The following is a 25,988-nucleotide window of genomic DNA, read 5'->3' as shown; positions in this document are numbered from 1 at the left end:
CGCCCCACCGCCACCTTTCGCACAGGGGTCCTCGCCACCGGATCCGAGACCGCGGGACTCCGCCCCGCGCACACCCTATCGTTCATATCGGGGGCATACCCGCTCGGCGGCGGTTACTTTCGGCGGCGCACGGGTTCACAGCATCCGGGTGCGCAGATCGCCCCGTTGCGGGTGCAGCCGTATCCGGGAACCGTGCCCAGGCGCCGTGGTTCGTTCCCGTCGAGATGCTCGCCGACCAGTTCGGCGACCATCCGCGCGAAGCGCGGATCCGGGCCCGGAGTGGCGGCGCGGGCGAAGGCCATACCGAGTTCGGCGGCCTTCTCGACGGCCTCGTTGTCCAAATCCCAGACGACCTCGAGGTGGTCGGAGACGAAGCCGACCGGGCAGACTACGACGGCCTCGACGCCCTTGCCGGACAACGCTTCCAGATGGTCGACGATGTCGGGCTCCAGCCACGGCACCTGCGGCGGTCCGGAGCGCGACTGCCACACCACATCGAAATCATCGAAACCCGTTGCCGCGGCGCACAATCGGGCCGCTTCGGCGACCTGACGGCTGTAGAGATGACCGCCGTCGGCGGGCGGTCCGGCCGCGACGTCGGCGGCGACCGGAATGGAATGGGCGGTGAACACCAGCCGGGCGCGCTCGCGCGAGTCGGCCGGCAGGTCCCGTACCGCCGCGCGCACGGCATCGGCGAAGGAGTCGATCAGCAACGGATGATCGAAGTACTGCCGCAGTTTCGTCAGTTCCGGCGCACCCTCGACCGCCGCGCGGGCCCGCTCGATGTCCTCGTCGTACTGGCGGCACCCCGAATATCCGCCCCACGCCGAGGTCGGGAACACCAGGGCGTGGCCGATGCCGTCGGCGCGCATGGTCGCGACCGTTTCCTCGATCATCGGATGCCAGTTGCGATTACCGAAGTACACCGGCAGATCCACCGCGCGCGCGGCGAATTCGGCCTCGATCGCGGCGATCAGTTCCCGGTTGAGCGCATTGATCGGCGAGACGCCACCGAAGTGCAGGTAGTGCTGGGCCACCTCGTCGAGGCGTTCGCGTGGCACGCCCCGGCCCCGGGTGACGTTCTCCAGGAACGGCATCACGTCTTCGGGGCGTTCGGGACCGCCGAAGGACAGCAGGAGCAGTGCGTCGACGGTCCCGGTCACGGCTGATTACCTCCAGGCTCTCAGTTGGCCGACCAGTTCTCCGGGAACCAGGTGTTGTGGCTGGCGCCGCCGTCGACGTAGATGATCGAACCGGTGGTGCCGGGCAGCCAGTCCGACAGCAGGGTGACGATCGACTTGGCGACCACGGTCGGGTCGTCGACATCCCAGCCGATCGGCGAGGCGCCGTCCCAGTAGGTGTTGAGCATGTTCAGCTGCTTGGCATCGTCGGTGGCCGTGCCCGCGATCGCCTTGGCGGCGAGGGTTTTGATCGGGCCCGCGGCGACCAGGTTGGAGCGAACCCGCTTGGCCTCGCCCACCTCTCGCGCCACATAGCGGTTCACCGACTCCAGCGCGGCCTTGGCCACACCCATCCAGTTGTAGAAGGGCATCGCGGTACGCGGATCGAAGTCCATGCCCACGATCGAGCCGCCCTCGTTCATCGCGGGCAGCACCGCGCGCGCCAGCGAGGCGTAGCTCCACGCGGAGATCTCGAAGGCCTTGGCGGCATCGGCGCCCGGGCCGTCGAGGAACGGCAGCGCGTCGGGGCCCATCAGGGTGCGCGGGGCGAAGGCGATGGAATGCAGCACGCCGTCGACGCCCTCGGGCGCGAGCTCGCGCACCTTGTCCGCCAGCTCGGCCAGGTTCTCCTCGTTGGTGACGTCGAGGCCGATGGCGGGCGGCACCTCCTGCGGCAGTCGCTTGGCGATGCGGTCGATCAGGCGCAGCCGCTCGGGGATACCGGTGATGATCACCTTCGCGCCCTGCTCCTGTGCCACCTTGGCGGCGTGGAAGGCGATCGACGAATCGGTGATGATGCCGGTGATCAGGACGGTTTTACCGTCCAGGATTCCGCTCATGGGTGGTGAATTCTCCTCGGGAAACTCGGATGGGAAGTCGGCGGGGGCTCGAGAGCCGGTCGGTCGGCGACCGCTTGCTCAGTGGCCCATGCCCATGCCGCCGTCGACCGGCAGGATCGCACCGCTGATGTAGGAGGCGTCGTCGGAGGCCAGGAAGCTGATCGCCGCGGCGACTTCCTCGGGCTGGCCGATGCGGCCCGCGGGAATGACCTTCAGCGCCATCTCGCGCATGTCCTCGGTCATCTCTTCCCGAGTCATATCGGTGTCGATGAAACCGGGCGCCACCACATTGGCGGTGATGTTGCGTGAGCCGATCTCGCGGGTGATCGCGCGCGCCATGCCGACCAGACCGGCCTTGGCCGCCGCGTAGTTCACCTGGCCGGGGCCGCCCATCTGGCCCACGACCGAGCCCAGGAAGATGATGCGGCCGAAGCGGGCCCGCAGCATCGCCCGGTTGGCGCGCTTGGCGCAGCGCCACGCGCCGGTCAGGTTGGCATCGATGACGCGGGTGAACTGCTCCTCGCTCATCCGCATGAGCAGCGTGTTGTCGACGATGCCGGCGTTGGCCACCAGCACCTCGACCGGGCCCTGCTTGGCCTCGATCTCACTGAACGCCGAGTCGATCGAATCCGAGTCCGTCACATCGCATTTCACGCCCAGAAGACCTTCCGGCGCGCCCGATCCACGATGGGTGACGGCAACCTTGTGCCCGTCGGCGGCCAGCCGCTGGGCCACCGCGAGACCGATACCGCGGTTGCCACCGGTCACCAGGACCGATCGGGAAGTGAAGTTCGACATGAATGTCAACCTATCTGTTCGAGTTCGACTGTCGTGGCCGGGTTGCGCGGTACCCGTTATGGCAGGCGTTGACGATAGACCAAACCGCTCACCACACCCGCGGCGGTCAGCAGCAGACCCAGTAGCAGCCACGGCCGGCTGGCATCACCCATCTGCATCTCGTAGCCGATCTGCTTGTCCAGGGTGTCGTAGACGGCGCTGAGTTCTTCCAGCGTGGAGGCGGTGTAGAAGTCACCGCCGGAGATCTTGGCGATCTCGCGCAAGGAGTCGTCGTCGACCGGAACCCGGACGCGCTGCGACCCTTTGCCGTCCTGATCCGGAATCTCGACCGAACCCCAGGTCGTGCCGAAGGAGATGGTCGACACCGGGATGCTCTTCTGCTTGGCGACCCGCGCCGCGACGAAGCCGTGCCGGGGATTGTCGACGTCCTTGTCGTCGGGCACCGTCTGCTTGCCGTCGGACATCAGCACGATCCGCGCCGGGGGCGGCGTCTGCGCACCGCCGAGGACCGAGGCGAGTGTGTCGATGGCCTGCAGCGCGCTGTAGATGCCCTCGCCGGTGGCGGTGCGTTCGGCCAGCTTCATGTTCTGGATGGCGGCCTTCATCGCCTCGCGGTTGGTGGTCGGCGACACCTGGACCGACGCGGTGCCGGCGAAGGTCACCAGGCCCAGGTTGATCCCGGGGGTGAGCCCGTCGACGAAGTCGGTGGCGGCCTTCTTGGCGACCTGGATGCGCGAGGGCGGCACGTCGGTGGCTTCCATCGACAGCGACACGTCGATCACCAGCATGACCGTCGCCCGGTTGCGCGGCACCTTCTTCGCCGCCTGCGGGCCCGCCGCGGCCACCGTCAGCAACGCCAGGCCCACCAGCATCAACGCCACCGGCGCGTGCCGCCAGGCGCTGGGCCGCTTGGGCGCCACCTGCTCGAGGGTCTCCATATTCGAGAAGCGCAGCATGTGGCGTTTGCGCCGCCGCTGGACCAGCACGTAGAGCAGCGCGATCGCGGCGACGACGATCAGGAATGTTAGCCAGATCGCGGACGTGAAATGCGAAATACTCACTGTCGGGGCACCCGCCCGGTCGGGGCGCCGAAGGTGTGGCGCCGAGTGGACACGAAACGGACCACGTCGGCGATCCAGTCACGATCGGTGCGCAGCGTCATCACCGGCGCGCCGCAACTGCGCAACGCCGCCTCGACCTGTTCGCGATGCTGCTGGGCAGCACGGCCGAAATCGGCGCGCAGGGTGGGAGTGACGGTGAATTCGCGGGTGCGGCCGGTTTCGGGATCGTGGAGCACCACGTCACCGACATCGGGCAGATCCAGATCCAGCGGATCGAGGATCTCCACACCGAGCAGATCGTGACGGCCGGAGATCGCGCGCAGCGAACGCTGCCAGTCGATCTCGCCGAGGAAGTCCGAAATGACAACGGCCAGACCGCGTTTGCGTTGCGGCCGGCGCAGCGATTCGATGGCGCCGCGCAGATCGCCGCGCACGCCGTCGCTCGCATGGGGGGTGGTCGCGATGCTGCGCAGCAGCGACTGGGCGTGCACCCGGCCGGTGCGGGCCGGAATCCGGTACAGCCGTTCGCCGTTGGCGACGACCGCGCCGATCCGGTTGCCGCCGCCGCTGGTCAGATGTGTCACCGCGGCAGCCGCCGCGACCACCAGATCACGCTTCTGGCACAGCGCGGTGCCGAAGTCCAGACTGGCCGACAGGTCGACCACGAGCCAGGTCTCGAGCTCCCGGTCGGCGATCATCTGCCGCACGTGCGGATGGGTGGTGCGGGCGGTGACCGACCAATCCATCTGGCGCACATCGTCACCCGGCTGATACATCCGCGCGTCCCCGGGTTCGGACCCGGGGCCGGGGATCAGGCCGAGATGATCGCCGTGCAGCACGCCGTCGAGGCGGCGGCGCACCGTCAGCTCCAGAGTTCTCAGTGCGGCCGACAATCGCGGATCGCGCAGATCTCCGGACCGGAACGACGGTGGGGCGCTGTCGGGATGGGCAGGGATGTGAGCTGAGTTCGTCACTGGCGCAACCGAATCCGATGCCCCGCTCACTGGCGCTGCGGCTGCCCGGCGCCCTGACCGTTCTGCGGCTGACCGGCCGGATGCGGGGCGATGGGCTGCGGCGCGACAGCCTGCGGGCCCGGAGCCGGCATCGGCGCGGGACCGCCCTGGGCGGGTGCGTTGGCCTGCGTGGCGACCTGCGGCAGGCCCACGGTCTGCAGCACCCGGCGGATCACGTCGTCGGGGCTGACCTCGTCGGCGAGGGCGTCGTAGGACAGCACGAGACGATGGCGCAGCACATCCGGAACGACCTCGACGACGTCCTGCGGCACCACGTAATCGCGGCCACGGATCAGCGCGACCGCGCGGGCGGCGGCGATGATGCCGAGGCTGGCACGGGGCGAGGCGCCGTAGGCGATCCAGCCCGCGACGTCGTCCAGCCCGAATTCGGCCGGCTTGCGGGTCGCGGCGATGACGCGCACGACGTAGTCGACCAGCGCGTGGTGGACGAAGGTGTTGGCGGCCAGTTTCTGCAGCCGGATCAGTTCGGCCGGCTCGAGGATCCGCTTGGGCTCCGGCGGGGTCACACCCATCCGGTAGATGATCTCGCGCTCCTCCTCGACCGTCGGATAGTCGACGACGACCTTGAACAGGAAGCGGTCGCGCTGCGCCTCGGGCAGCGGGTACACACCCTCGCTCTCGATCGGGTTCTGAGTCGCCATGACCAGGAACGGATCGGGCATGGGGTAGGTCTTGCCACCGATCGACACGTGCCGCTCGGCCATGACCTCGAGCAGTGCCGACTGCACCTTCGCGGGCGCGCGGTTGATCTCGTCGGCGAGGACGAAGTTGGCGACGACCGGACCGAGTTCGGTGTCGAACTCCTCGCGGCCCTGCCGGTAGATGCGGGTACCGATCAGGTCGGTGGGCACCAGGTCGGGGGTGAACTGCACGCGCGAGAAGCTGCCGCCGACCACCTTCGCGAAGGTCTCCACCGCCAGCGTCTTGGCGATACCGGGCACACCCTCGAGCAGCACGTGCCCGCGAGCCAGAACGCCGACGAGCAGCCGCTCGACCAACCGGTCCTGACCGACGATGACCCGTTTGACTTCGTAGATCGCCTTCTCCAGGGTCGCGACGTCACGCTCCAAAGTGCCCGAGGCGGCCTCCGCCTGCTTCACCGCACTCCCAGCGCTCACATCGTCCGTCGAAGTCACCAAACTCCCCGCTTTCGCTTCGGTCTCCATGCGTGCCGCCCCAACTATTCCAGGTATCGAGCAAGATTGCCGCAACTGGGCTCGCACAATGTCGCGGGCCAGGCCTCCCGGGCGGATCGGAAGGCACTCGACGGTGTCCGGAATGCGCTGATTCCGAATTGCCGTGTCGCGGCGGGTGGTCGCGGCGGGATCAACCCACCGCGGCCAGATATTCGGCGTAGAACAGGGCCAGGCCCACCGCGGCCGCGATGCCCGCGAGCAGCCAGAATCTGATGATCACCGTGGTTTCGGGCCAGCCGCCGAGTTCGAAATGGTGATGGAACGGCGCCATCTTGAACAACCGGTTGCGGGTGGTGCGGAAAACCGCGATCTGCAACGCCACGGACAGAATTTCGGCGAAGAACAACGCGCCCACGACCACCATCAGCAATTCGGTGCGGGTGGTGATCGAGATTCCGGCCAGCAGCCCGCCCAGGGCCAGCGACCCGGTATCGCCCATGAAGATCTTGGCCGGATTGGCATTCCACCACAGGAATCCGATGCAGGCGGCGCCACCGGCCGCGCACACCACGGCCAGGTCGAGCGGGTCACGCACGCTGTAGCAGCCCGGAAGTGCGTGGGCGGCACAGGAATTGGTGTACTGCCAGAAGGTGACGATGACGTAGGCGCCCAGCGCGAAACCCATCGATCCCGCGGCCAGGCCGTCCAGACCGTCGGTGATGTTCACGGCGTTGGACCAGGCGACCACCACGAAGCACACCGCCAGCAGGAAAACCACCAGCGGGAAGGCCACCGTGGGCCAGTCGCGCACATACGACACCTGCCGGCTGGCCGGGGTCAGCCCGGTATTGCCGGGAAAGCGCAGCGCCAGAATTCCGAAGACCACGGCCGAGCCGATCTGCCCGATGTACTTGCCCGTCGCGGTCAGCCCCAGATTGCGGTGCTTGCGAATCTTGATGAAATCGTCGAGGAAGCCGACGAAGCCCAGCGCGGTGGCCAGGCCGAGCACCAACAGTCCCGACGCCGACGGACCCTCGGCGTCGTAGCGCAGGCCGATCAGGTGAGAACCCAGATAACCGGCCCACAACCCCGCCACGATGGCGATGCCGCCCATGGTGGGCGTGCCCCGTTTGGCCTGATGACTCTGCGGTCCCTCGACGCGGATCTGCTGGCCGAGATTCCGGCGTGCGAACAACCTGATCAGCAACGGCGTCACGGTGATCGAGACCGCGAGTGCGATCGCCGCCGAGAACAGGATCTGCCTCATCAATACCCCAACTACTGCCGAACTCTCGGCTCGTGCCGAACGGACCGGCACGATGTGTGCCGATTCGCATGGTAGCCAAGATCATTCGGAGGTGCGTCAGGTGATCAGGCGAATCGCGTACGGCATGATCCCGCCCTCGCGCACCGGCGAAATCTTCACGACGTCACCGGATTCGGGCGCCTCGATCATCTTGCCGTCGCCCAGGTACAGCGCGACGTGCTCGCTGCCGTTGGACCCCCAGAACAGCATGTCGCCGCGCTCGCGCTGGGCGACCTTGACCCGGGTGCCCATCGTGTACTGGTAGCCGCTGTAGTGCGGCAGGGAGATGCCGACACCGGCGAAGGCGTAGATCATCAGGCCCGAGCAGTCGAAGCCCACTTTGTTGTAGTCGCCGTAGGAATCGGCCACACCGCCGTCGTGGATGCCCTTGGTGGGCCCGTCCTCGTCGCCACCACCCCAGGCATAGGTGACGCCGAGTTGCGACATCGCGCGGTCGACGACCGTCTCGATCAGTTCGGAGCGGCTACCGCTGGGCCGGCTGGGGGTCGACATCGACCGGCGCGGCGGCGGGGCGTTGTCCAGCTGGGTGTGCGGCCGCTTGCCCGCGCCGAGTTCGGCGGCGCGGTCCTGCGCGGCCTGATCGGCGGCGGCGCGCGCCGCGGCGGCGGTCGCGGCCGCCTGGGCGGCGGCGACCTCTGCCCGGCGCCGGCGATCCCAGGCCAGGTAGGCGTCGCGCTGGCCCTGCAGTCCGGTCACGGTGGCCCGGGCCTGGTCGAGCTGCTGCTGGGCCGAATCGCGCTGCGCCATCAGCGCATCGCGCTTCTGCGCCTGTTCGTCGAGAGCGGCCTTGGCGGCGGCGACCGCGGCCTGCGCCTGCTGCCGTTTCCGATCGGCCTGGTCCGCGGCCGTGTCGGCGGCCTTCTTGGCCTGGCGGGCGGCGGAATCCTTGTTGGCCTGTTCGACCTGCGCGCGGCGCAGGCCGTCGATGGCGGCCTGCTGGTTCTTCGACGCCATGCCGAGCAGATCGGCGCGGTCGAGCGCGGAGGCCGGATCGGAGCCGGACAGGTAGTTCACCATCGACGTCGAGCCCGGGTGGGTGTAGGCGTCGACGGCGAATTCGTCGAACTTGCCCTGCGCCTGGTCCAGCTGAGTTCCGGCGGACTGCAGATCGCGCTGGGTGGCGGCGACGGTCGCCGCTGCCGCGTCGGCGGCGTCACGGGCATTCTGCAGGTCGACCAGCGCCTTGTTCACGGCTTCCCGCTTGCCGGCGACCTCGGTGTCGAGCTGGGCCAGCTGCTGGTCGGCGGTGGCGACCTCATTGATCAGGCCACTGACCTGAGTCACCCCGGCGTCGACCTGCGCACCCGCCGCGGCGATATCGCCGTCGCTCGGATTCGGAGGTGGCGGTGGCACCGCGGCCACCAGCGGAGCCGTCACCGTCAGCGCGATCCCACATAAGAGCAACCCCACAGCGACCTTCGCGGCACCCCCGGACCGCCTCGCCGATATTCGCATCACACCTCCCTGATCCCGCTGCGGCTCCCGGCGAGCACCAGATTCGCCAGGACTGCGCTGGGCGACCGATAGAGGCGTCGCCGCACGAGCACCAACGGTCCATCTGCCCTCGAGGGACGCTGGAGGCCCATGTGACACTTCTTCCCCAAGAGTGTCACCTCGAAACCGTACGACACTTCTTTCACAGAGGAAACATCGGACGACAAATCACAGGGGAGTAATTTCCGGTTTGCTAAAAATTCGCCAACCGTGAATAGGGGTTCCGGGGCAAACCAAACCGGTCGTTCAGTTTCGCCCCGCGAATCGCGACTTATCACTCGAATCGGGCAGCTTGCCGAGGTGGTGGCTAGTTTCCGGCGACCATCCGGAGTCGCCGCGCGACACGCCGAGGACGGCCGCCGGAGACCGCTAGCGAGACGGCACCGGCGGATGCGGCGGGGCCTCGGCGGCCACCGCCGCCCGCTCCCGCGACGCCCGCCGGGACTTGAGGTAGTACAGGCCCCCGATGGTCAGCACGGTGCCGGCCAGCACAACTCCCGTGATCGCGGTCCACGACACCTTTTCCGGCGTCTCCAGCCGGTCGACGAAGATCTGCGCGGCCGTCGCGGTGTGCCCGCCCTGATACTTGGCCTTGTCCTCGGCCCATTCCAGCCGCGCTCGGTTGATCGAATCGCTGTAGGTGCCGATCCAGTCGTCGCTGAACACCACGACCGTGCCGTGTTCACTCTTGCCGAGGGTCGTCGCCAGGTCGCGCAGATCCGAATCGCGGCCCGGATTTCCCTTCACGACCACGATGTTCAGCTCGATGCCGTGCGCGCGGGCCTGATCGGCGATCTCGGCGAGCTTGTCCTGATTCTTGGATTCGGGGGCGGCTACGTGGTTGTCGGCCAGATCCAGCACGATGGCGTCGACGTCGGTATCCGGCGGTAGCTCCGCGGCCATGGGGGTGAAAACCGAGGCATACGAGACGGTCATCTTCCATCCGGTCTTGTCGAGCCGCCGACTCCAGCGACGGACGTCCAACACATTCACGTGATCAACACACACACCTGGCCGGCACACCGGAGGCGACAACTCCGACGGGGCCTTCGAGCACAGTACGCGACGGGGGCATCATGGATTGCGGCACGCCGCGCCGTACGCGCCCCGCATGCTTCATAGGACAAGCGTACTGTTAGAGTTCGGAAGTACGAGGCGCGCAGCCCGAAACGCGCCCTCGACGACAGCCGCCGGCGCAGCCCCGCCGGTGGCCACCCCACGGGGCCCGCACGCGCCCCGATCGGAACACCGACGAGTGGAGCTGAACGTATGACAAGTATCGATACATTCGGCGCCAAGGGCACCCTCGAGGTCGGAAGCAACTCCTACGAGATCTTCCGCCTCTCGGCCGTGCCCGGCACCGAGAAGCTGCCCTACGCCCTGAAGGTCCTGGCGGAGAACCTGCTCCGCACCGAGGACGGCGCCAACATCACCGCCGACCACATCCGCGCCATCGCCAACTGGGATCCGTCGGCGGAGCCGAGTATCGAGATCCAGTTCACCCCCGCCCGCGTGATCATGCAGGACTTCACCGGCGTGCCCTGTGTGGTCGACCTGGCCACCATGCGTGAGGCCGTCACCGCCCTGGGTGGCGACCCGAACAAGGTCAACCCGCTGTCCCCCGCCGACATGGTCATCGACCACTCGGTGATCCTCGACGTCTTCGGCCGCGCCGACGCCCTCGAGCGCAACGTCGACCTCGAGTACCAGCGCAACGGCGAGCGTTATCAGTTCCTGCGCTGGGGCCAGGGCGCGTTCGACGACTTCAAGGTCGTTCCCCCGGGCACCGGCATCGTGCACCAGGTCAACATCGAGTACCTGGCGCCGACCGTCATGACCCGCAACGGCCAGGCCTACCCGGACACCTGTGTCGGCACCGACTCGCACACCACGATGGTCAACGGCCTGGGCGTGCTGGGCTGGGGCGTCGGTGGTATCGAGGCCGAGGCCGCGATGCTGGGCCAGCCGGTCTCCATGCTCATCCCGCGGGTCGTCGGCTTCAAGCTCACCGGTGAGATCCAGCCGGGCGTCACCGCCACCGACGTCGTGCTCACCGTCACCGACATGCTGCGCAAGCACGGTGTGGTCGGCAAGTTCGTCGAGTTCTACGGCGCCGGTGTGGCCGAGGTGCCGCTGGCCAACCGCGCCACCCTGGGCAACATGAGCCCCGAATTCGGTTCCACTGCGGCGATCTTCCCGATCGACGGGGAGACCATCAACTACCTGCGTCTGACCGGTCGCTCCGACGAGCAGCTGGCCCTGGTCGAGGCCTACGCCAAGGAACAGGGCATGTGGCACGACGCCGCGCACGAGCCCGCCTACTCGGAGTACCTCGAGCTCGACCTGAGCACCGTGGTGCCCTCGATCGCCGGCCCGAAGCGCCCGCAGGACCGCATCCTGCTCAGCGAGTCGAAGGCGGCGTTCCGCTCCGACATCACCGACTACGTGACCGGCGACTACAACGGCCTCGACGAAGGCGTGGAGGAAACCTTCCCCGCCTCGGATCCGGTCTCGGTCTCGGCCGGTGCCGCCAGCGAGAGCTACGCCCCCGCCCATTCGGCGGCCAACGGTGCCCAAGGACGGCCGTCCAAGCCGGTCAAGGTGGTGTCCGAGGACCGCGGTGAGTTCGTTCTGGATCACGGCGCGGTCGTGGTCGCGGGCATCACCTCCTGCACCAACACCTCCAACCCGTCGGTCATGATCGGCGCGGCGCTGCTGGCCCGCAACGCGGTCGAGAAGGGCCTGTCCAGCAAGCCGTGGGTCAAGACCAACATGGCCCCGGGCTCGCAGGTCGTCTCCGACTACTACGAGAAGGCCGGCCTGTGGCCGTACTTGGAGAAGCTGGGCTTCTACCTGGGCGGTTACGGCTGCACCACCTGCATCGGCAACACCGGCCCGCTGCCGGAGGCCATCTCGAAGGCCGTCAACGACAACGATCTGTCGGTCACCGCGGTGCTGTCCGGTAACCGCAACTTCGAGGGCCGCATCTCCCCCGATGTGAAGATGAACTACCTGGCCTCCCCGCCGCTGGTCATCGCCTACGCGCTCGCGGGCACGATGGACTTCGACTTCGAGAAGGACGCGCTGGGTCAGGACACCGACGGCAACGACGTGTTCCTGCGCGACATCTGGCCCTCGGCGCAGGAGATCGACGACACCATCAAGTCGGCGATCAGCCAGGACATGTTCCGCAAGTCCTACGCCGACGTCTTCAAGGGCGACGAGCGCTGGCGCAACCTCGACACCCCGTCCGGTGACACCTTCGCCTGGGACGAGAACTCCACCTACGTCCGCAAGGCGCCGTACTTCGACGGGATGGAACTCGAGCCGGCCCCGGTCGAGGACATCAAGGGCGCCCGCGTGCTGGCCCTGCTGGGTGATTCGGTCACCACCGACCACATCTCCCCGGCCGGTCCGATCAAGCCGGGCACCCCGGCCGCGCAGTACCTCGACTCGCACGGCGTCGAGCGCAAGGACTACAACTCCCTGGGTTCGCGGCGCGGCAACCACGAGGTGATGATCCGCGGCACGTTCGCCAACATCCGGCTGCGCAACCAGCTGCTCGACGACGTCTCGGGTGGTTACACCCGCGACTTCACTCAGGACGGTGGCCCGCAGGCGTTCATCTACGACGCCTCGCAGAACTACCAGAAGGCCGGCATCCCGCTGGTCGTGCTGGGCGGTAAGGAGTACGGCTCGGGTTCCTCGCGCGACTGGGCGGCCAAGGGCACCCGACTGCTGGGCGTCAAGGCCGTCATCACCGAGTCGTTCGAGCGCATCCACCGGTCGAACCTGATCGGCATGGGCGTGATCCCGCTGCAGTTCCCGGCGGGTGAGTCGGCCGCGTCGCTGGGCCTGGACGGCACCGAGGTGTTCGACATCGAGGGCATCACCAAGCTCAACGAGGGTGCCACGCCGAAGACCCTGAAGGTCACCGCGACCAAGGAGAACGGCGAGAAGGTCACCTTCGACGCGGTCGTGCGCATCGACACCCCCGGTGAAGCCGACTACTACCGCAACGGCGGCATCCTGCAGTTCGTGCTGCGCAACATGATTCGCGGCTGAGAGCCCGCACCACGCGGTGCGGCGTCGTGCCGCGCCCGGCGACCGTTCGGCTCGCCGGGCCGGCACGAACAGCGTTGCGCCGCCGCAGGATCGACGCGTCCATGCTCGTACTGTGAGAACCCCCGCGCCGGATCGTCCCGGCGCGGGGGTCCGTGCATTCCCCGCTGGAGGAGCCCATGCCCAAGGTCAGTGACGATCACCTCGCCGCCCGGCGCAGCCAGATTCTGGACGGGGCGCGGCGGTGTTTCGCCGAATTCGGGTACGAGGGTGCGACCGTCCGCCGTCTGGAAGAGGCGATCGGCCTGTCTCGCGGCGCGATCTTCCATCATTTCCGGGACAAGGACGCCCTGTTTCTCGCCTTGGCCCAGGAGGATGCCGGACGGATGGCCGAGGTCGCGGCCAACGAGGGCATCGTGCAGGTCATGCGGGAGATGCTCGACAATCCCGCGCAGTACAACTGGCTGGGCACCCGCCTCGAGATCGCCCGGCGCCTGCGCACCGATCCCGAATTCGCCGCCGGCTGGACCCAGCGTTCGGCCGAACTCACCGCGGCCACCCTGGCCCGGCTGGAACGCCGCAAGGCGGCGGGCGCGCTGCGCGACGACGTGCCCACCGACGTGCTGCTGGGTTATCTCGATCTCGTGCTCGACGGGCTCATCGCCCGCATCGCCTCCGGCCACGTCAACGAAAACCTCACGGCCGTACTCGATCTCGTGGAGGCGTCGGTCCGCCGCCGCGACTGAACCGCCCACGATATCCGCCCCTGCCGGGTTCGTCGTAGCATGTGCCGATGCTCACGGAGCGGGGACGACGAGACGGACATACCGGCGGTGGTGCGATCACCCCACTCCGGCCGCCGATTACGAAGTGCCGCAACCCAACTGGACCACACTGTGGAGCGTGGACGCCGCCGTCATGGGGGGCGAATTCGTCCCGCTTCCGCGTAGCCACCGCGACACGGTGACCGATCCCACGCCCGATCCGGAAATACCCGGAACAGGGTGGTGGTTCGCCCCGGTATGACCTTTTCTGTGCCCGTCACCGTCCGCGGATACGAACTCGACGTCAACGGCCATCTCAACCAGGCCGTGTACCACCAGTACGCCGAGCACGCCCGCTGGGAGGTGTTGCGCGCGGCCGGTCTGGTCCCGGACAAGATGCGACTGTCCGGGCTGGGCCCGGTGGTCCTGGAATCGACGGTCAAGTATCGGCGGGAACTGCATCTGGGCGACGAGATCACCGTGACCTGCGATTGCCGCTGGGGCGAGGGCAAGGCGTTCTGGATGGACCAGCAGATCCGCAAGCTCGACGGCACCGTGTCCGCGGAGTTCTCCGTCGTGCTCGGGCTGATGGATCTCGACGCGCGCAAACTCGTGTCGAACCCGAGTCAGCGGTTCCTGGAACTCGCCGAATCCCCCGGTGTGCTCGGTCTGTGAGGCGTTGACAGCTCAACCGAATCGCTTTCGGCGATAGCGCTTTCCGCGCCCGGGCCCAGGCACCGGGTTTGCACCGGAATTCTTTCGTTGCGAACCGTCCGGGCACCCCGGCGAGCTATGATCCAGTTCACGCTCGACTTCCGGGGCAAATCGCGAGCAGATCGGAGTCCAGCCCATGAACGATGCCGGCCGCCAGGTACCCGGACACACCCGGCCGCGCCCGAAACCACGCCACCCGGCACTACCGCTGTCCGGCCGCCTGGTCGCCGAATCCCGTGACACCATCAGCGTCCGGGTCGCCGAGGGCATCTGGACCCTCGATCGCGACGACGTCCTCCAACTGCGCGACGAATCGCCGGATTCCGGCACCGGCACCGCGGAACGCGCGGTCCTCGTCTGGATACGCCCCGGCGCCACAGCCGATTTCACGCAGCGCCGCCGCATTCAGCTCACCGAACGCCCGCTGACACTACCGCCCCGGCCCAGCCCCGCCGTCGGTGACGAACTGCTGGCCCGCCTGACCGACCAGTGGGCGCGCAAGCTCGACCTCGCGCCCGCCCCGGGGGCCGCCGGCGCGACAGTGAGCTACAGCCAGACTCGCAGCGGCGGGGGCAGCGACGACGGCACCGCCTGCGACAGCCTGGACTGAGGGGCCCTTCGATGAGTGCCCGGTCGCCGGGTGCCGTGCTGATCGTCGCCGAGAGCGACGATCTGCACGCCGACGCGATGGCCTCTCTGCTGCGGAATAGGTACGGACTCAATCCGATTCGTCTGGATATGCGCGATTTTCCGCGTGAATGCGGCAGTTTCCGGCTCGACCGCGCCGGCGCCGCTCGCTCGATGTCGCATATCGCCGGGCTCGACGACGTGACCGCCGTCTGGTGGCGCCGTCCCCGGCCGTGCCGGGTGCCCAGCGGTTTCCTCGACGGCGACGACGATTTCCGGCAGGCCGAATGCGACGGATTCCTGCAGGGCCTGCTGTGGTCGATACCGGCGGTCTGGGTCAACGATCCCGGCGCCGACCGCACCGCCACCCGCAAAATCGTGCAGCTCGACACCGCCCGGCGTAGCGGTTTCGCGATCCCGGAAACGTTGATCACCAACGATCCCGACGAGGCCCGCAGTTTCGTCGATTCCCGCGGCGGGTCGGTGATCTACAAGCGAACGGGTACCGGCCGCGCGGAATTCTCCGAAACGCGCATCGTGAGCCGCGAGGACCTCGGCCGATTCGACACCATCCGCTCGGCCCCGACCACCTTCCAGGACTATGTCGAAGCCGAATGCGATCTGCGGGTGGTATGGATCGACGGCGTCGAGTGGGCGGTGCGGATCGACTCGCAATCCGGCGCGGGATGGGTGGATTCGCGCCTCGACACCTCGGTGGCCTTCACCCCCGAGCGGCTGCCCGCCTCGGTGAGCAAGTCGCTGACCACGCTGATGGGCGCGCTCGGGCTGGTGTTCGGCGTGCTCGACATCAGGCTCGGGCTCGACGGCGAGTACTACTTCCTCGAGGTGAACCCGCAGGGGCAGTTCGCCTATCTCGAGATCAAGACCGGGCTGCCGATCTTCGCCAGTCTCGCCGAGTTCCTCGTCCACGGTGAGGCGATGGTGTCGGACTGAGCGGCGTCACGGCCGGTCGAGGTCGGCCAGCAGGATGCGCGCGATCCGGTCCAGTTCGCCGCGGTCGCGCGCCGACAAGCCGGACAGCAGCCGCGTCTCGTTGGCGGTGTGTGCCGTGACGACCTCGTCGACGCGGGCGCGACCGGCCTCGGTCAGGGCGACCCGGACCGCGCGGCGGTCGGCGCGATCGGCGATGCGCCGAACCAGTCCGGCCGATTCCAGACGGTCCAGACGGCCGGTCATGCCGGCCCGCGACAACATCAGCGTGTCGGCCAGGACCGACGGGGTCAGTTCGAACGGTTCACCCGAACGACGCAGTGCCGCAAGCACATCGAACTCGCCGCGCTGTAGTCCGTGCGCGGTGAACACCGCGTCGATCTCGCGCTCGGCGAGGACGTAGAGGCGTCCGAGGCGGCCGAGCACCGCCATCGCCGTGAGATCCAGGTCGGGCCGCTCCCGCTCCCACTGCGCCACGATCGCATCCACCGCATCGGTCCGTCGTCCAGCCATGGACACATACTATTCGACGGGATATAGTTCGGTAGCGAACTATCCGATAGCGAACTACTTGGGAGATCCGATGACCACCGAACCCCGCATTCCCGCCGCCGTCGTCCAGCCCGCCGAGGCCGAGGTGCGCAAGACCGACGCGGTGACCATGCGCCTGCTGCTGGATTCCGACCGCACCGGCGGCAGCGTCAGCACGCTCGAGGTCACGATGGCGCCCGGCGCCGACGGCGCGACGCCGCACTACCACACGCTGTCCGACGAACTGTTCTACGTCGCCGAGGGCGAATTGCAGGTGCTCGCGGGCGAGGAGATCACGACGGTCGCCGCGGGCGGCGCGATCACGGTGCCGCGGTTCATGCCGCACGCGTTCGGCGCCGCACCGGGTTCACCGGCGCGGATCCTGATCGCATTGACTCCGGCCGTGCAGCGCTTCGGCTACTTCCGGCTGCTCGAGCGGGTGGCCTCCGGCGAGGCCACCCTCGCCGAGCTCGCCGCCACCCAGGACGAGTACGACAACCATTTCGTCGACGCGCCGAACTGGTGGGCCGAACGCAACGCCCACCGCGCGTGAACTCGGGCGCGCGGCGGCACGAGACGCCGGCGGCCGCGGAAGCCGGTCGACCGTATCGGGCGAGCGGGCGGATCAGGCCTTGCTGACCGCTTTGCGCCGGTTGGCACCACCCCGGCTGCGGAGTTGCACATGCGACTCCACGAGCACGTTGTGAATGAATCCGTACGAGCGGCCGGTCTCCCGCGCCAGCGAACGAATGCTGGCGCCCGCCTCGTATTGCTTCTTCAGCTGGGTTTGCAGCCGGTCGCGCGACTTGCCCGTGACGCGCGTGCCCTTACCCAACATCGACTTCCCCTGTGCGGGCCTGTCACTCATGGCTTCCTCCGGTCGCCGTGCAGCCTCATTCCAGGCTAGACACTCGATCCGCAGTGATCAACGCCTCACTGTGATGAAACTCACCGATTGCGAGGATCTTTCGGCGTGTCCCGGCGCGTCGCAGGAAGCATTCGCCACGCTCAGGCCAGCTGAATCAGTTCCAGGTAGTCCTGCGACCAGTGGTCCTCGGTGCCGTCGGGCAGCATGATCACCCGTTCCGGATTCAACGCCTCGGCCGCGCCCGGGTCGTGGGTGACCAGAACGACCGCGCCCGCATAGCTGCGCAGCGCGTCGAGGACCTGTTCGCGCGAGACCGGATCGAGGTTGTTGGTGGGCTCGTCGAGCAGCAGTACGTTGGCCGCCGAGGAGACCAGGCCGGCCAGCGCGAGCCGGGTCTTCTCACCGCCCGACAGGGTGCCGGCCGGCTGTTCGAGCTGCGGGCCGGTGAACATGAACGCGCCCAGCAGCCCGCGCAGGTCCTGCTCCCCCGCGTCGGGAGCCGCGTGGCGGATGTTCTCCCAGACGGTGGCGTTGTCGTCGAGGGTGTCGTGTTCCTGGGCGAAATACCCGATGCGCAGCCCGCGTCCCGGATCGATCTGTCCGGCGGTCAGCGGCTCGACGCCTGCGAGCAGACGCAACATGGTCGTCTTGCCCGCGCCGTTCAGGCCGAGGATCACGACTCGGCTGCCCTTGTCGATGGCCAGATTCACGCCGGTGAAGATTTCCAGCGATCCGTAGAGCTTGGTGAGGTTGGTGGCCATCAGCGGTGTCTTGCCGCAGGGAGCGGGTTCGGGGAACTTGATGCGAGCCACCTTGTCGGCCACGCGCACATCGTCGAGCTCGGAGAGCATGCGCTCGGCGCGCTTGACCATCTGGTGTGCCGCAGCGGCTTTCGTCGCTTTCGCACCGAGTTTGGCGGCCTGCTGTTTAAGCGCGGAGGCCTTCTTCTCCGCGTTGGCGCGTTCGCGGACGCGGCGCTGTTCGTCGGTGGCGCGGGCGTCGAGATACTTCTTCCAGCCCATGTTGTAGATGTCGGCCTCACCGCGCACGGCGTCGAGGAACCACACCTTGTTCACCACGTCGGCGAGCAGGTCGACGTCGTGGGAGATGACGATCAGGCCACCGTCGTGGTTCTGCAGAAAGCCGCGCAGCCACGTGATGGAGTCGGCGTCGAGGTGGTTGGTGGGCTCGTCGAGCAGCAGCGTCGTATCGGATTTGCCGCCGGAGCCGTCGGAGGCGGAGAACAGGATCCGCGCCAGCTCGATGCGGCGGCGCTGACCGCCCGACAAGGTGCGCAGCGACTGGCCCAGTACCCGATCCGGCAGACCGAGGCTGTGGCAGATGCGGGCGGCCTCGCTCTCGGCGACATAGCCGCCCAGCGCCGAGAATCGCTCCTCGAGCCGGCCGTACTTGCGCACCGCCTTCTCGCGTTCGGCGTCGTCGACCACCTCGGCCATCAGGGCCTGCTGCTTCTCCATATCGCGGATCAGCTTGTCGAGCCCGCGCGCCGAGAGCACCCGGTCGCGGGCCAGCACGTCGAGGTTTCCCTCACGCGGATCCTGCGGCAGATAGCCGATTTCCCCCGAGCGAATCACCTTGCCGGCGTAGGGTTCTCCCTCACCGGCCAGGATGCGCAGCGTGGTGGTCTTGCCCGCGCCGTTGCGGCCGACGAGACCGATCCGATCACCGGCCTGCACCCGCAGCGCCGAACCCGGCGCGGTGAGCAGGGTGCGGATTCCGGCCCGGACCTCCAGGTCGGTCGCGGTGATCACAACAGTCTCCTAGCACGGTAAGGGGGCAAACGGTTCGATTGTGCATCCCTCGGACACACCAGAACCACCCATTTTACCGGCCGTCGACGGTCACCCGGCCACCACCCGCAGGGTGCGCAGCGTCGGATCCGCCGGATCGGGCACATTCATCCCGTTCTCCACTCCGGACCGCAGGTAGTCCACGACCGCGGCGTCGACCAGTTCCCCGGGCACGATCACCGGAATCCCCGGCGGGTACGGCGTGACCTGTTCGGCGGCGATGCGGCCGATCGCCTTCTCCAACGGCACCGTCTCCTCCGGGCCGAAGAAGGCGTCACGCGGGTTCATCACCGATTCCAGCTGGAGCTCGCGCGGTGCCGGAACGTGAATATCGGCGGGACGCGGACCGGCGCCGCGGTACTGCACACGCCAGGCCGTCATGGCGTCGACCAGCGCGTCGACGGTGTCGGCGTCGTCGGCCATGGACAGTGTGGCCAGGATCCGGCGATGGTCACTGTGGCCCATATCGATGCGGCGATGTTCGCGCAGCCAGTCGGCGACCTCGAAACCCGTTGCGCCGGTGCCCGATACGTCCATCAGAACCTGCATCCGATCGAGGTCGTGGGATGCTTCCGCGCCGAGCAGTTCGTCCTCCATCACCGAGATGCCGGGAATCCGGTCGAGCGCGGTCCGGGCCCGTTCGGCCGTGTGCAGCGCGGCGGTGAGCAATTTCTCGCCGTGCTCGACCATCTGGCGGCGCCAGCCGTCGATGGCCGCGTAGAGCAGCACGTTGGGGCTCGTCGTGGTGAGCAGTTCGGCGCACAGCTTCAACTTGTCGACGTCGACCAGATCGCCCTGGACGTGGAAGACCGAACCCTGTTCGAATCCGGCGCCCATCTTGTGCACGCTGACCACGCAGACATCGGCGCCGGCATCCATCGCCCAGGTCGGGAGGTCGGGATGGAACGGCAGATGCGCGCCCCACGCCTCGTCGATGATCAGCGGCTTGCCGCGGCGATGACAGACCTCCGCGATCCCGCAGATGTCGGCGCAGGTGCCGTACGGGCTCGGGCTCACGATCAGCGCGCCGGCGGCATCGGGATATTTCTGCCACGCCTGGTCGACCTGCTCCGGGGACGGCGGATGGGACAGATGCCGCTGCGCATCCCAGCGCGGCGGAACCCACCGGGGCAGGACGCCGGAGAACACCAGGCCCGCGACGATCGACTTGTGGCTGTCCCGCCCCAGGATGAGCCCGCCGTCGGCGCCTCCGGCGACGGCCAGCATCGCCGCCTTCACCGACAGCGAACTGCCGCAGGTGGAGAAGAAGGCGGCGTCGGCGCCCACCGCGTCGGCCATGAGTTTCTCGGCCTCGCTCAGATAGCCGCCGCGCGAGAGCCGGTCGTCGAGGCCGGGCGCGGCGAGGATGTCGACCGCCAGCGCGCCGCCGAGCACCTCGCGCACGCGCGGATCGGCGCCCGCGCCCTGCCGATGCCCGGGCGGGGTGAAGCCGTACCGGCCGAGTTGCCGGTATTCGGCCAATGCGTCCAGCACGGGGGCCCGTGAATGGTCCATCAAGTTCGCCTCTCGTCGTCTCGCTGGTGATCGGGTACCGCTCAGCGCAGGGCCGGCAGTACTTCCTTCTCGTATGCGGTGAAGAAGCCCTCCAGATCCGGGCCGATCTGGCCGACATAGACCTCGTCCGCGCCCGCCTCCACACAGTTGCGCACCTGGTCGATGTGGCGCTGCGGGTCCGGTCCGGCGGCGAAGTGCCGCCGCGACGCCTCGCGATCGAGCAACGACATCGCGTCCTCGAAATCGGCGGGGCGCGGCAGGGTCTGGCCCAGCTGGCCCGGCAGCAGTTCGTTGGCCCACAGCCGATGCGCGGCGTCGACACCGGACTCCTCGTCGGCCGACCAGCTCACCTTGGTGCCCATCTGCACCGGCTTGGTGCCACCCCCGCTGTCGCGGAACAGGCCGACCAGCTCGGCGTCGGGCATGCTCGTGCAGTAGCCGTCGCCGATGCGCGCCGCCAATTCCGTTGCCTGCGGGCCGAATCCGGACACATAGATCGGTACCGGCTGTTCCGGCAGGGTGTAGATCCGCGCCTCCTGCACCTCGTAGTGCTCGCCGCGGTAGGTCACCAGATCACCGCGATGCAGGCGGCGGATCACGTCCACGGCTTCGGCCAGCATCTGCAGCCGCTCCCCCGGCGGGGGCCACGGATCGCCGAAGATGTGCTCGTTGAGCGCCTCACCGCTGCCGACACCGAGCACGAAGCGGCCGTCGAGCTGCACGGCCGCGGTGGCGGCCGCCTGGGCGATGATCGCGGGATGGATGCGCACCGTCGGGCAGGTCACGGCCGTGGTGATCGGTAGCGACGTGGCCTGGGACAACGCTCCGATCGTGCCCCAGACGAACGGACTGTGCCCCTGGGCGTCGTTCCAGGGATGAAAGTGATCGGAAATCCACAGCCGCTCGAAACCGGCTTGCTCCGCGCGCTGGGCCTGCTCGACGAGTTCCTTCGGACCGAATTGTTCGCTGGCGAGAAAATATCCGATGGCTGCCATGTTCCGCGGTTACCCAGCGGTCGCGACGGTATTCGGCCGCCCCGTGCACCATCTCACCGGTGACCGGCACCCTCGACCGAATATTTTCCGGCCGAGCCCGCGAGCCGCATACCGTGCCCGGCGTCCCGGCCGGTCGCGAGCGCACCGTCGCGGACCTCGGGGACACCGTCGGCCAGCAGTGGTTCCAAGCGGCTGTGGTCGATGAACCACTCCACATGGCGCAGGTGGGCGAACGAGGCCACTATCGGCGCGTGCAGCGCGGGCGCGCAGTGAGCGGAGATGTCGAGGCCGTGCGCGGCGGCGAGCGCGGCGCACTCCAGGAAACCGCTGTAGCCACCGCAGCGGGTCACATCCAGTTGCAGACAGTCCACCGAGCCGATCAGCGCGGCCGCGTCGTAGTGGCGGTAGACGTATTCGCCGGCGGCCACGTCGCAGCGCAGCGCCGCGCGCAGCAGGGCCAGACCGGGGGGATCGTCGCTGGTGACGGGCTCTTCGAACCAGATCACACCGTGCCGGTCCAGTTCCGCGCCCACCCGGCGGGCCAGGGCGGTGGAGTAGGCGCCGTTCGCGTCGACCATCAGGCGGGCGCGGTCGCCGAGCAGCCCGTTCGCGAAGGACACCCGCTCGAGATCCCGATCGGTCCGCTCGCCGCGATCCTCGCCGATCTTGATCTTGACGCATCGGCATCCCGCCGACAGCCAGCCGTCGATCTGCTCGCCCAGCTCGTCGTCGGTGAGAGTGGTGAAACCCCCCGAACCGTAGACCGGTGTCGCCGGTCGCACGGCACCGAACAGCCGGCTCAGCGGCACATCGAGCAGACGCGCCTTCAGATCCCACAGGGCGATATCGACCGCGCTGAGCGCATGGGCGACGACCGCGGCCGTGCCCAGATTGCGGCAGGCGCGCTGCATCCGGATCCGGCAGTCGCCGATATCGAACGGCGAACGCCCGGCCAGCACCGGAGCCAGCACCTCGCGCACGATCGCGGCGGTGGCGCCGCCGCTGTAGGTCCACCCCAGCCCGGTCTGCCCGCCCGCGCCGATTTCCACGGTCACCGCGGTCGTCGCCTCCCACCGCAAGGTGCCGTCGGCTTCCGGCTCCGGCGTGGGGAAGCGGTAGACCCCCACCCGGACCGCCTCGTCGATGGCCGCCGTCACTTCCGGCCCTTCGCCGCCAGCGCTTCGGCCAGCAGTTCGACGGCGTGGCGGGGATCGGCGTCCGGTTGCAGTTGCCGGATCTGGGTGCGGCAGCTGAACCCGTCGGCGAGCACCACGGTGCCCGGCTCGCGCTCGCGCACGACCGGCATCAGCTTGTCCTCCGCACAGGCCACCGAGACGTCGTAGTGGCCGCGTTCGAAGCCGAAATTGCCTGCCAGACCGCAACATCCGGCATCGAGGACCGCCACGTCGGCGCCGGTCGACGACAGCAGTTCGCGATCGGTGTCGTAGTGCATGATCGCGTGGTGGTGGCAGTGCGGCTGCACCATCGCCGCGGTGTCGACGTGCGGCGGGTTCCAGTCCGGCGCCCGCTCGGCCAGCAGTTCGGCCAGCGTGTAGGTCTGTTTCGACAACCGCTCGGCATCCTGGTCGCCGTAGAGCAGTTCGGGCAGATCGGCCCGGAACACGGCCGCGCAGCTGGGCTCGAGCACGACGATCGGTGTGCCGTCGCGCAACTGCGGCGCCAGCACCCGCAGCGTGCGGCCCAGCACCCGTTTGGCGGTGGGCAGCTGCCCGGTCGAAATCCAGGTCAGGCCGCAGCACACCGTGCGCTCGGGCACGATCACGGAGAAGCCCGCGGCCTCCAGCACCGTCACCGCGGCTTCGGCGATTCCCGGTTCGAAATTGTTGGTGAAAGTGTCGGGCCACAGCAGCACCGTGCCGCGCTCCCCCGTCGTGGAGCTCGTATGGTTGCGGAATTTCCGGGTGAACCGGGCGCGGGCGAAGCGCGGCATCTCGCGTTGCCGCGCGATGCCGCCGGCGGCCGCGACCAGGCGCCGCAGGCCGGGGGTGTGCGTCACCGCGTTGGCGAGCGGAGCCACCGAGGTGCCCAGCCGGGCCCACAGCGGAATCCAGCCCATCGAATAGTGGGCCATCGGGCGGACCCGATGTTCGTAGTGGTGGGACAGGAATTCGGCCTTGTAGGTGGCCATGTCGACATCGACCGGACAGTCGCTGCGACATCCCTTGCAGGCCAGGCACAGATCGAGCGCGTCGCGGACCTCGGTGGACCGCCAGCCGTCGGTGATCGCCTCACCCTGCAGCATTTCGAACAACAGCCGGGCCCGGCCGCGGGTGGAATGCTCCTCCTCCCGCGTGGCCCGGTAGCTGGGACACATCACCCCGCTGCTCTCGCCGCGGCATTTGCCGACACCCACACAGCGTCCGGCCGCCTCGCTGAATCGGTGGTCGTCGGCGGGAAAGGCGAAGTGCGTCACCGGTTCCCACGGCCGGTAGGCGCTGCCCTGGCGCAGATCCGAATCCAGCCGGTGCGGCTCGACGACCTTGCCCGGATTCATCCGATTACGTGGGTCGAACAGCGCCTTCACCTCACCGAAAGCGCGAACCACCTTGTCGCCGAACATGATCGGCAACAGTTCCGCGCGCGACTGGCCGTCGCCGTGCTCACCGGACAGCGACCCGCCGTAGCCGCTCACCAGGCGCGCGGCACGCTCGACGAAGCGCCGGTAGTGCGCGATGCCGTCGGCGGTGCGCAGGTCGAACGGGATGCGGGTGTGCACACAACCGTGGCCGAAATGTCCGTAGAGCGAACTGGATTCGTAGCCGAACTCGTCGAGCAACGCGTCGAAGTCGCGCAGGTAGTCGCCGAGTCGCTCGGGCGGGACCGCGGCGTCCTCCCAGCCCTCGTGCGTTTCCGGGCCGTCGGGCGGATAGGCGGTGGCGCCCAGTCCGGCCTCGCGGGCGGCCCATACCTCGGCCTCGCGGTCGGGATCGTCGAGGATGGTGGAACTCGCCCCGGTGGCGCGCTCGAGGTCGGCGATCATCGTCTTCGCCCGCGTGTCGGCCTCCTTCTGGTCGTCACCGTCGAATTGCACCATCAGCCAGGCCTTCCCGTCGGGCAACTGCGAGATCGCCGTCGCCGCCAGGTGCTGGCTGTGCTCCAGTTGAACCAGCCGATGATCGAGCCCCTCGAGGGTTGCCGGGTCGTGCGGCAGGATCCGGGAGACCGCGTCGGCGGCGTGATAGACGTCGGGAAAGCCGAGGACGGCCATCGCCTTGGCGGCCGGCACCCGCACCAGCTCGATCTCCGCGCGCAGAACGGTCACCAGGGTGCTCTCGCTGCCCACGAGGAACTTCGCGATATCGAATCCCCGCTCCGGCAGCAGCGCGTCGAGGTTGTACCCGGAGACGCGGCGGGGAATGTCGGGATAGGCCGCGCGGACATCGTCGGCGTAGCGGTCCCGGATCTCCCGCAGCCGTCGGACCAGTTCGTCGGCCTCCGGATTCGTGCCCGGGATCGGATCCTCGGCACCCACCCAGGCCCGCAGCCCGTCGTATGTGAGGATCTCGAGCCGGCGCACCGAATCGACCATCTTGCCGTAGGCCTGCGCGGTGGCACCGCACGAGTTGTTGCCGATCATCCCGCCGATCGTGCAGCTGACGTGGGTCGACGGCTTGGGCCCGACCATCAGCCCGGACGGCTTCAGCTGCTGATTGAGCGGGTCGAGCGCGATCCCGGGTTCGACTACGGCGGTGCGGGTTTCGGCGTCCACGGCGAGCAGCCGATGGCAGTATTTGGTCCAGTCGATGACGACCGCCGTATTGCAACTCTGCCCGGCGAGGCTGGTGCCGCCACCGCGTGAGAGCAAGGGGACGTCGTGGTCGCGGCAGATGCCGACCGCGATCGCGGCGGCTTCCGGGGTGCGCGGAACGACCACGCCCAGCGGCAGGGCGCGATAGTTGGAGGCGTCGGTGGAATAGGTGGCGCGAGTTCCCGAATCGAAACGGACCTCCCCGTCCACCGCCTCCTTCAGCGCGGTCTCGAGCGCCTGCAGCGGCCATCGGTCTCGATTCGAGCCGCGGTGCGGGCGGGCCGCTCGATCCGAAATCGTCATTCGCGCACCCCTGTCGTGGTCGGCCGATTGCCGTGCGGCCGCACCCGCCAGCGGGCGGCCGGACACCGCGCGAATACCCGGCCGACCGCAGGTCACACCCGCCGAATCGGACACGCTGCCACGCGATCCGCCGCCGCATAACGCCGCGCGTCCCGGGTACGCGGCAGGTGCGACGCCCACGAGATATGCCCTCGGGCGCCGGACAACC

The 25,988-nt window shown here is 68.4% G+C and carries 22 protein-coding genes; 6 read left to right on the top strand and 16 right to left on the bottom strand.

Going from position 1 to position 25,988, the window contains the following annotated elements; genetic code table 11:
- Positions 1–113 precede the first annotated feature (113 nt).
- The 9 genes from NMI01S_RS10865 to NMI01S_RS10825 form a co-directional block, all read right to left on the bottom strand.
- Positions 114–1,163, bottom strand: a complete 1,050-nt coding sequence (locus NMI01S_RS10865; RefSeq protein ID WP_062996184.1) for a ferrochelatase — start codon at positions 1,161–1,163, stop codon at positions 114–116.
- Between the two features lie 20 nt (positions 1,164–1,183).
- The gene (inhA, locus tag NMI01S_RS10860) at positions 1,184–2,020 is read right to left on the bottom strand and encodes an NADH-dependent enoyl-ACP reductase InhA (protein ID WP_062996182.1); all 837 of its coding nucleotides are present in this window, start codon (positions 2,018–2,020) and stop codon (positions 1,184–1,186) included.
- A 78-nt stretch (positions 2,021–2,098) separates the two neighbouring features.
- On the bottom strand, positions 2,099–2,818 hold the full coding sequence (gene fabG1, locus NMI01S_RS10855) for a 3-oxoacyl-ACP reductase FabG1 (protein WP_030514529.1): 720 nt from the start codon (positions 2,816–2,818) through the stop codon (positions 2,099–2,101).
- A 56-nt stretch (positions 2,819–2,874) separates the two neighbouring features.
- On the bottom strand, positions 2,875–3,879 hold the full coding sequence (locus NMI01S_RS10850) for a VWA domain-containing protein (RefSeq protein WP_062996180.1): 1,005 nt from the start codon (positions 3,877–3,879) through the stop codon (positions 2,875–2,877).
- A complete protein-coding gene (locus NMI01S_RS10845) occupies positions 3,876–4,853 on the bottom strand; it encodes a DUF58 domain-containing protein (protein WP_084512850.1) in 978 nt (325 codons plus the stop codon). Before NMI01S_RS10845 ends, NMI01S_RS10850 begins: the two co-directional genes overlap by 4 nt.
- Before the next feature lie 26 nt (positions 4,854–4,879).
- Positions 4,880–6,049, bottom strand: coding sequence for an AAA family ATPase (locus NMI01S_RS10840; protein ID WP_439956252.1), 1,170 nt, complete (start codon positions 6,047–6,049; stop codon positions 4,880–4,882).
- A 190-nt stretch (positions 6,050–6,239) separates the two neighbouring features.
- Positions 6,240–7,316 (bottom strand): phospho-N-acetylmuramoyl-pentapeptide-transferase, encoded by a 1,077-nt coding sequence (mraY, locus tag NMI01S_RS10835; RefSeq protein ID WP_062996178.1) that lies wholly within the window; start codon positions 7,314–7,316, stop codon positions 6,240–6,242.
- A 96-nt stretch (positions 7,317–7,412) separates the two neighbouring features.
- Complete coding sequence (locus tag NMI01S_RS10830) at positions 7,413–8,831, bottom strand: NlpC/P60 family protein (RefSeq protein WP_062996176.1); 1,419 nt, start codon at positions 8,829–8,831, stop codon at positions 7,413–7,415.
- A 408-nt stretch (positions 8,832–9,239) separates the two neighbouring features.
- Positions 9,240–9,863 carry an Rv1476 family membrane protein gene (locus NMI01S_RS10825; RefSeq protein WP_245716811.1) on the bottom strand — a complete coding sequence of 208 codons (624 nt, stop codon included), beginning with the start codon at positions 9,861–9,863 and terminating at the stop codon, positions 9,240–9,242.
- Positions 9,864–10,139: 276 nt separating this feature from the next.
- On the opposite strand from NMI01S_RS10825, the gene acnA reads away from it, so the two are divergent.
- The 5 genes from acnA (at position 10,140) to NMI01S_RS10800 (ending at position 15,991) form a co-directional block, all read left to right on the top strand.
- Entirely contained in the window at positions 10,140–12,935 is a 2,796-nt protein-coding gene (gene acnA / locus NMI01S_RS10820) for an aconitate hydratase AcnA (RefSeq protein ID WP_062996174.1), read from the top strand.
- Positions 12,936–13,111: 176 nt separating this feature from the next.
- Positions 13,112–13,678 carry a TetR/AcrR family transcriptional regulator gene (locus tag NMI01S_RS10815; protein WP_036502387.1) on the top strand — a complete coding sequence of 189 codons (567 nt, stop codon included), beginning with the start codon at positions 13,112–13,114 and terminating at the stop codon, positions 13,676–13,678.
- A 276-nt stretch (positions 13,679–13,954) separates the two neighbouring features.
- On the top strand, positions 13,955–14,371 hold the full coding sequence (locus NMI01S_RS10810) for an acyl-CoA thioesterase (protein ID WP_062996415.1): 417 nt from the start codon (positions 13,955–13,957) through the stop codon (positions 14,369–14,371).
- A gap of 175 nt (positions 14,372–14,546) precedes the next feature.
- Complete coding sequence (locus NMI01S_RS10805) at positions 14,547–15,020, top strand: hypothetical protein (protein WP_062996172.1); 474 nt, start codon at positions 14,547–14,549, stop codon at positions 15,018–15,020.
- A gap of 11 nt (positions 15,021–15,031) precedes the next feature.
- Complete coding sequence (locus NMI01S_RS10800; RefSeq protein WP_062996170.1) at positions 15,032–15,991, top strand: MvdC/MvdD family ATP grasp protein; 960 nt, start codon at positions 15,032–15,034, stop codon at positions 15,989–15,991.
- Positions 15,992–15,997: 6 nt separating this feature from the next.
- Here the strand turns inward: NMI01S_RS10800 and NMI01S_RS10795 are convergent, their stop codons facing one another.
- Positions 15,998–16,501, bottom strand: coding sequence for a MarR family winged helix-turn-helix transcriptional regulator (locus NMI01S_RS10795; protein WP_174554493.1), 504 nt, complete (start codon positions 16,499–16,501; stop codon positions 15,998–16,000).
- A gap of 157 nt (positions 16,502–16,658) precedes the next feature.
- Between NMI01S_RS10795 and NMI01S_RS10790 the strand changes: the two genes are divergently transcribed.
- Positions 16,659–17,072 (top strand): cupin domain-containing protein, encoded by a 414-nt coding sequence (locus NMI01S_RS10790; RefSeq protein ID WP_374726610.1) that lies wholly within the window; start codon positions 16,659–16,661, stop codon positions 17,070–17,072.
- A 72-nt stretch (positions 17,073–17,144) separates the two neighbouring features.
- On the opposite strand, the gene NMI01S_RS10785 is transcribed toward NMI01S_RS10790, so the two are convergent.
- The 6 genes from NMI01S_RS10785 to NMI01S_RS10760 all read right to left on the bottom strand — a co-directional run bounded on the left by NMI01S_RS10785 (position 17,145) and on the right by NMI01S_RS10760 (position 25,780).
- Complete coding sequence (locus tag NMI01S_RS10785) at positions 17,145–17,387, bottom strand: helix-turn-helix domain-containing protein (protein ID WP_051042699.1); 243 nt, start codon at positions 17,385–17,387, stop codon at positions 17,145–17,147.
- A 140-nt stretch (positions 17,388–17,527) separates the two neighbouring features.
- Entirely contained in the window at positions 17,528–19,159 is a 1,632-nt protein-coding gene (locus NMI01S_RS10780) for an ABC-F family ATP-binding cassette domain-containing protein (RefSeq protein ID WP_062996166.1), read from the bottom strand.
- Between the two features lie 90 nt (positions 19,160–19,249).
- Positions 19,250–20,713: an aminotransferase class I/II-fold pyridoxal phosphate-dependent enzyme gene (locus tag NMI01S_RS10775; protein WP_062996164.1), complete on the bottom strand. Its 1,464-nt coding sequence runs from the start codon at positions 20,711–20,713 to the stop codon at positions 19,250–19,252.
- Between the two features lie 41 nt (positions 20,714–20,754).
- A complete protein-coding gene (locus NMI01S_RS10770; protein ID WP_062996162.1) occupies positions 20,755–21,708 on the bottom strand; it encodes a TIGR03557 family F420-dependent LLM class oxidoreductase in 954 nt (317 codons plus the stop codon).
- A 53-nt stretch (positions 21,709–21,761) separates the two neighbouring features.
- Positions 21,762–22,865 (bottom strand): enolase C-terminal domain-like protein, encoded by a 1,104-nt coding sequence (locus NMI01S_RS10765; RefSeq protein ID WP_062996160.1) that lies wholly within the window; start codon positions 22,863–22,865, stop codon positions 21,762–21,764.
- Complete coding sequence (locus NMI01S_RS10760; protein ID WP_062996411.1) at positions 22,862–25,780, bottom strand: FAD-binding and (Fe-S)-binding domain-containing protein; 2,919 nt, start codon at positions 25,778–25,780, stop codon at positions 22,862–22,864. Before NMI01S_RS10760 ends, NMI01S_RS10765 begins: the two co-directional genes overlap by 4 nt.
- Between the last annotated feature and the right edge of the window lie 208 nt (positions 25,781–25,988).

This window comes from Nocardia mikamii NBRC 108933 (assembly GCF_001613505.1).
Lineage (GTDB): Bacteria > Actinomycetota > Actinomycetes > Mycobacteriales > Mycobacteriaceae > Nocardia > Nocardia mikamii.
The sequence above is the reverse complement of the archived record's forward strand: the minus strand, read 5'-3'. Positions and strand labels throughout refer to the sequence as shown.

Bases quoted from the DNA above. Each gene is read 5' to 3' on its own strand.
- NMI01S_RS10775 (WP_062996164.1), bottom strand. From the start codon at position 20,713: ATGGACCATTCACGGGCCCCCGTGCTGGACGCATTGGCCGAATACCGG.
- mraY (WP_062996178.1), bottom strand. From the start codon at position 7,316: ATGAGGCAGATCCTGTTCTCGGCGGCGATCGCACTCGCGGTCTCGATC.
- NMI01S_RS10815 (WP_036502387.1), top strand. From the start codon at position 13,112: ATGCCCAAGGTCAGTGACGATCACCTCGCCGCCCGGCGCAGCCAGATT.
- NMI01S_RS10770 (WP_062996162.1), bottom strand. From the start codon at position 21,708: ATGGCAGCCATCGGATATTTTCTCGCCAGCGAACAATTCGGTCCGAAG.
- fabG1 (WP_030514529.1), bottom strand. From the start codon at position 2,818: ATGTCGAACTTCACTTCCCGATCGGTCCTGGTGACCGGTGGCAACCGC.
- NMI01S_RS10795 (WP_174554493.1), bottom strand. From the start codon at position 16,501: ATGGCTGGACGACGGACCGATGCGGTGGATGCGATCGTGGCGCAGTGG.
- NMI01S_RS10760 (WP_062996411.1), bottom strand. From the start codon at position 25,780: ATGACGATTTCGGATCGAGCGGCCCGCCCGCACCGCGGCTCGAATCGA.
- NMI01S_RS10785 (WP_051042699.1), bottom strand. From the start codon at position 17,387: ATGAGTGACAGGCCCGCACAGGGGAAGTCGATGTTGGGTAAGGGCACG.
- NMI01S_RS10810 (WP_062996415.1), top strand. From the start codon at position 13,955: ATGACCTTTTCTGTGCCCGTCACCGTCCGCGGATACGAACTCGACGTC.
- NMI01S_RS10830 (WP_062996176.1), bottom strand. From the start codon at position 8,831: ATGCGAATATCGGCGAGGCGGTCCGGGGGTGCCGCGAAGGTCGCTGTG.
- acnA (WP_062996174.1), top strand. From the start codon at position 10,140: ATGACAAGTATCGATACATTCGGCGCCAAGGGCACCCTCGAGGTCGGA.
- NMI01S_RS10800 (WP_062996170.1), top strand. From the start codon at position 15,032: ATGAGTGCCCGGTCGCCGGGTGCCGTGCTGATCGTCGCCGAGAGCGAC.
- NMI01S_RS10805 (WP_062996172.1), top strand. From the start codon at position 14,547: ATGAACGATGCCGGCCGCCAGGTACCCGGACACACCCGGCCGCGCCCG.
- inhA (WP_062996182.1), bottom strand. From the start codon at position 2,020: ATGAGCGGAATCCTGGACGGTAAAACCGTCCTGATCACCGGCATCATC.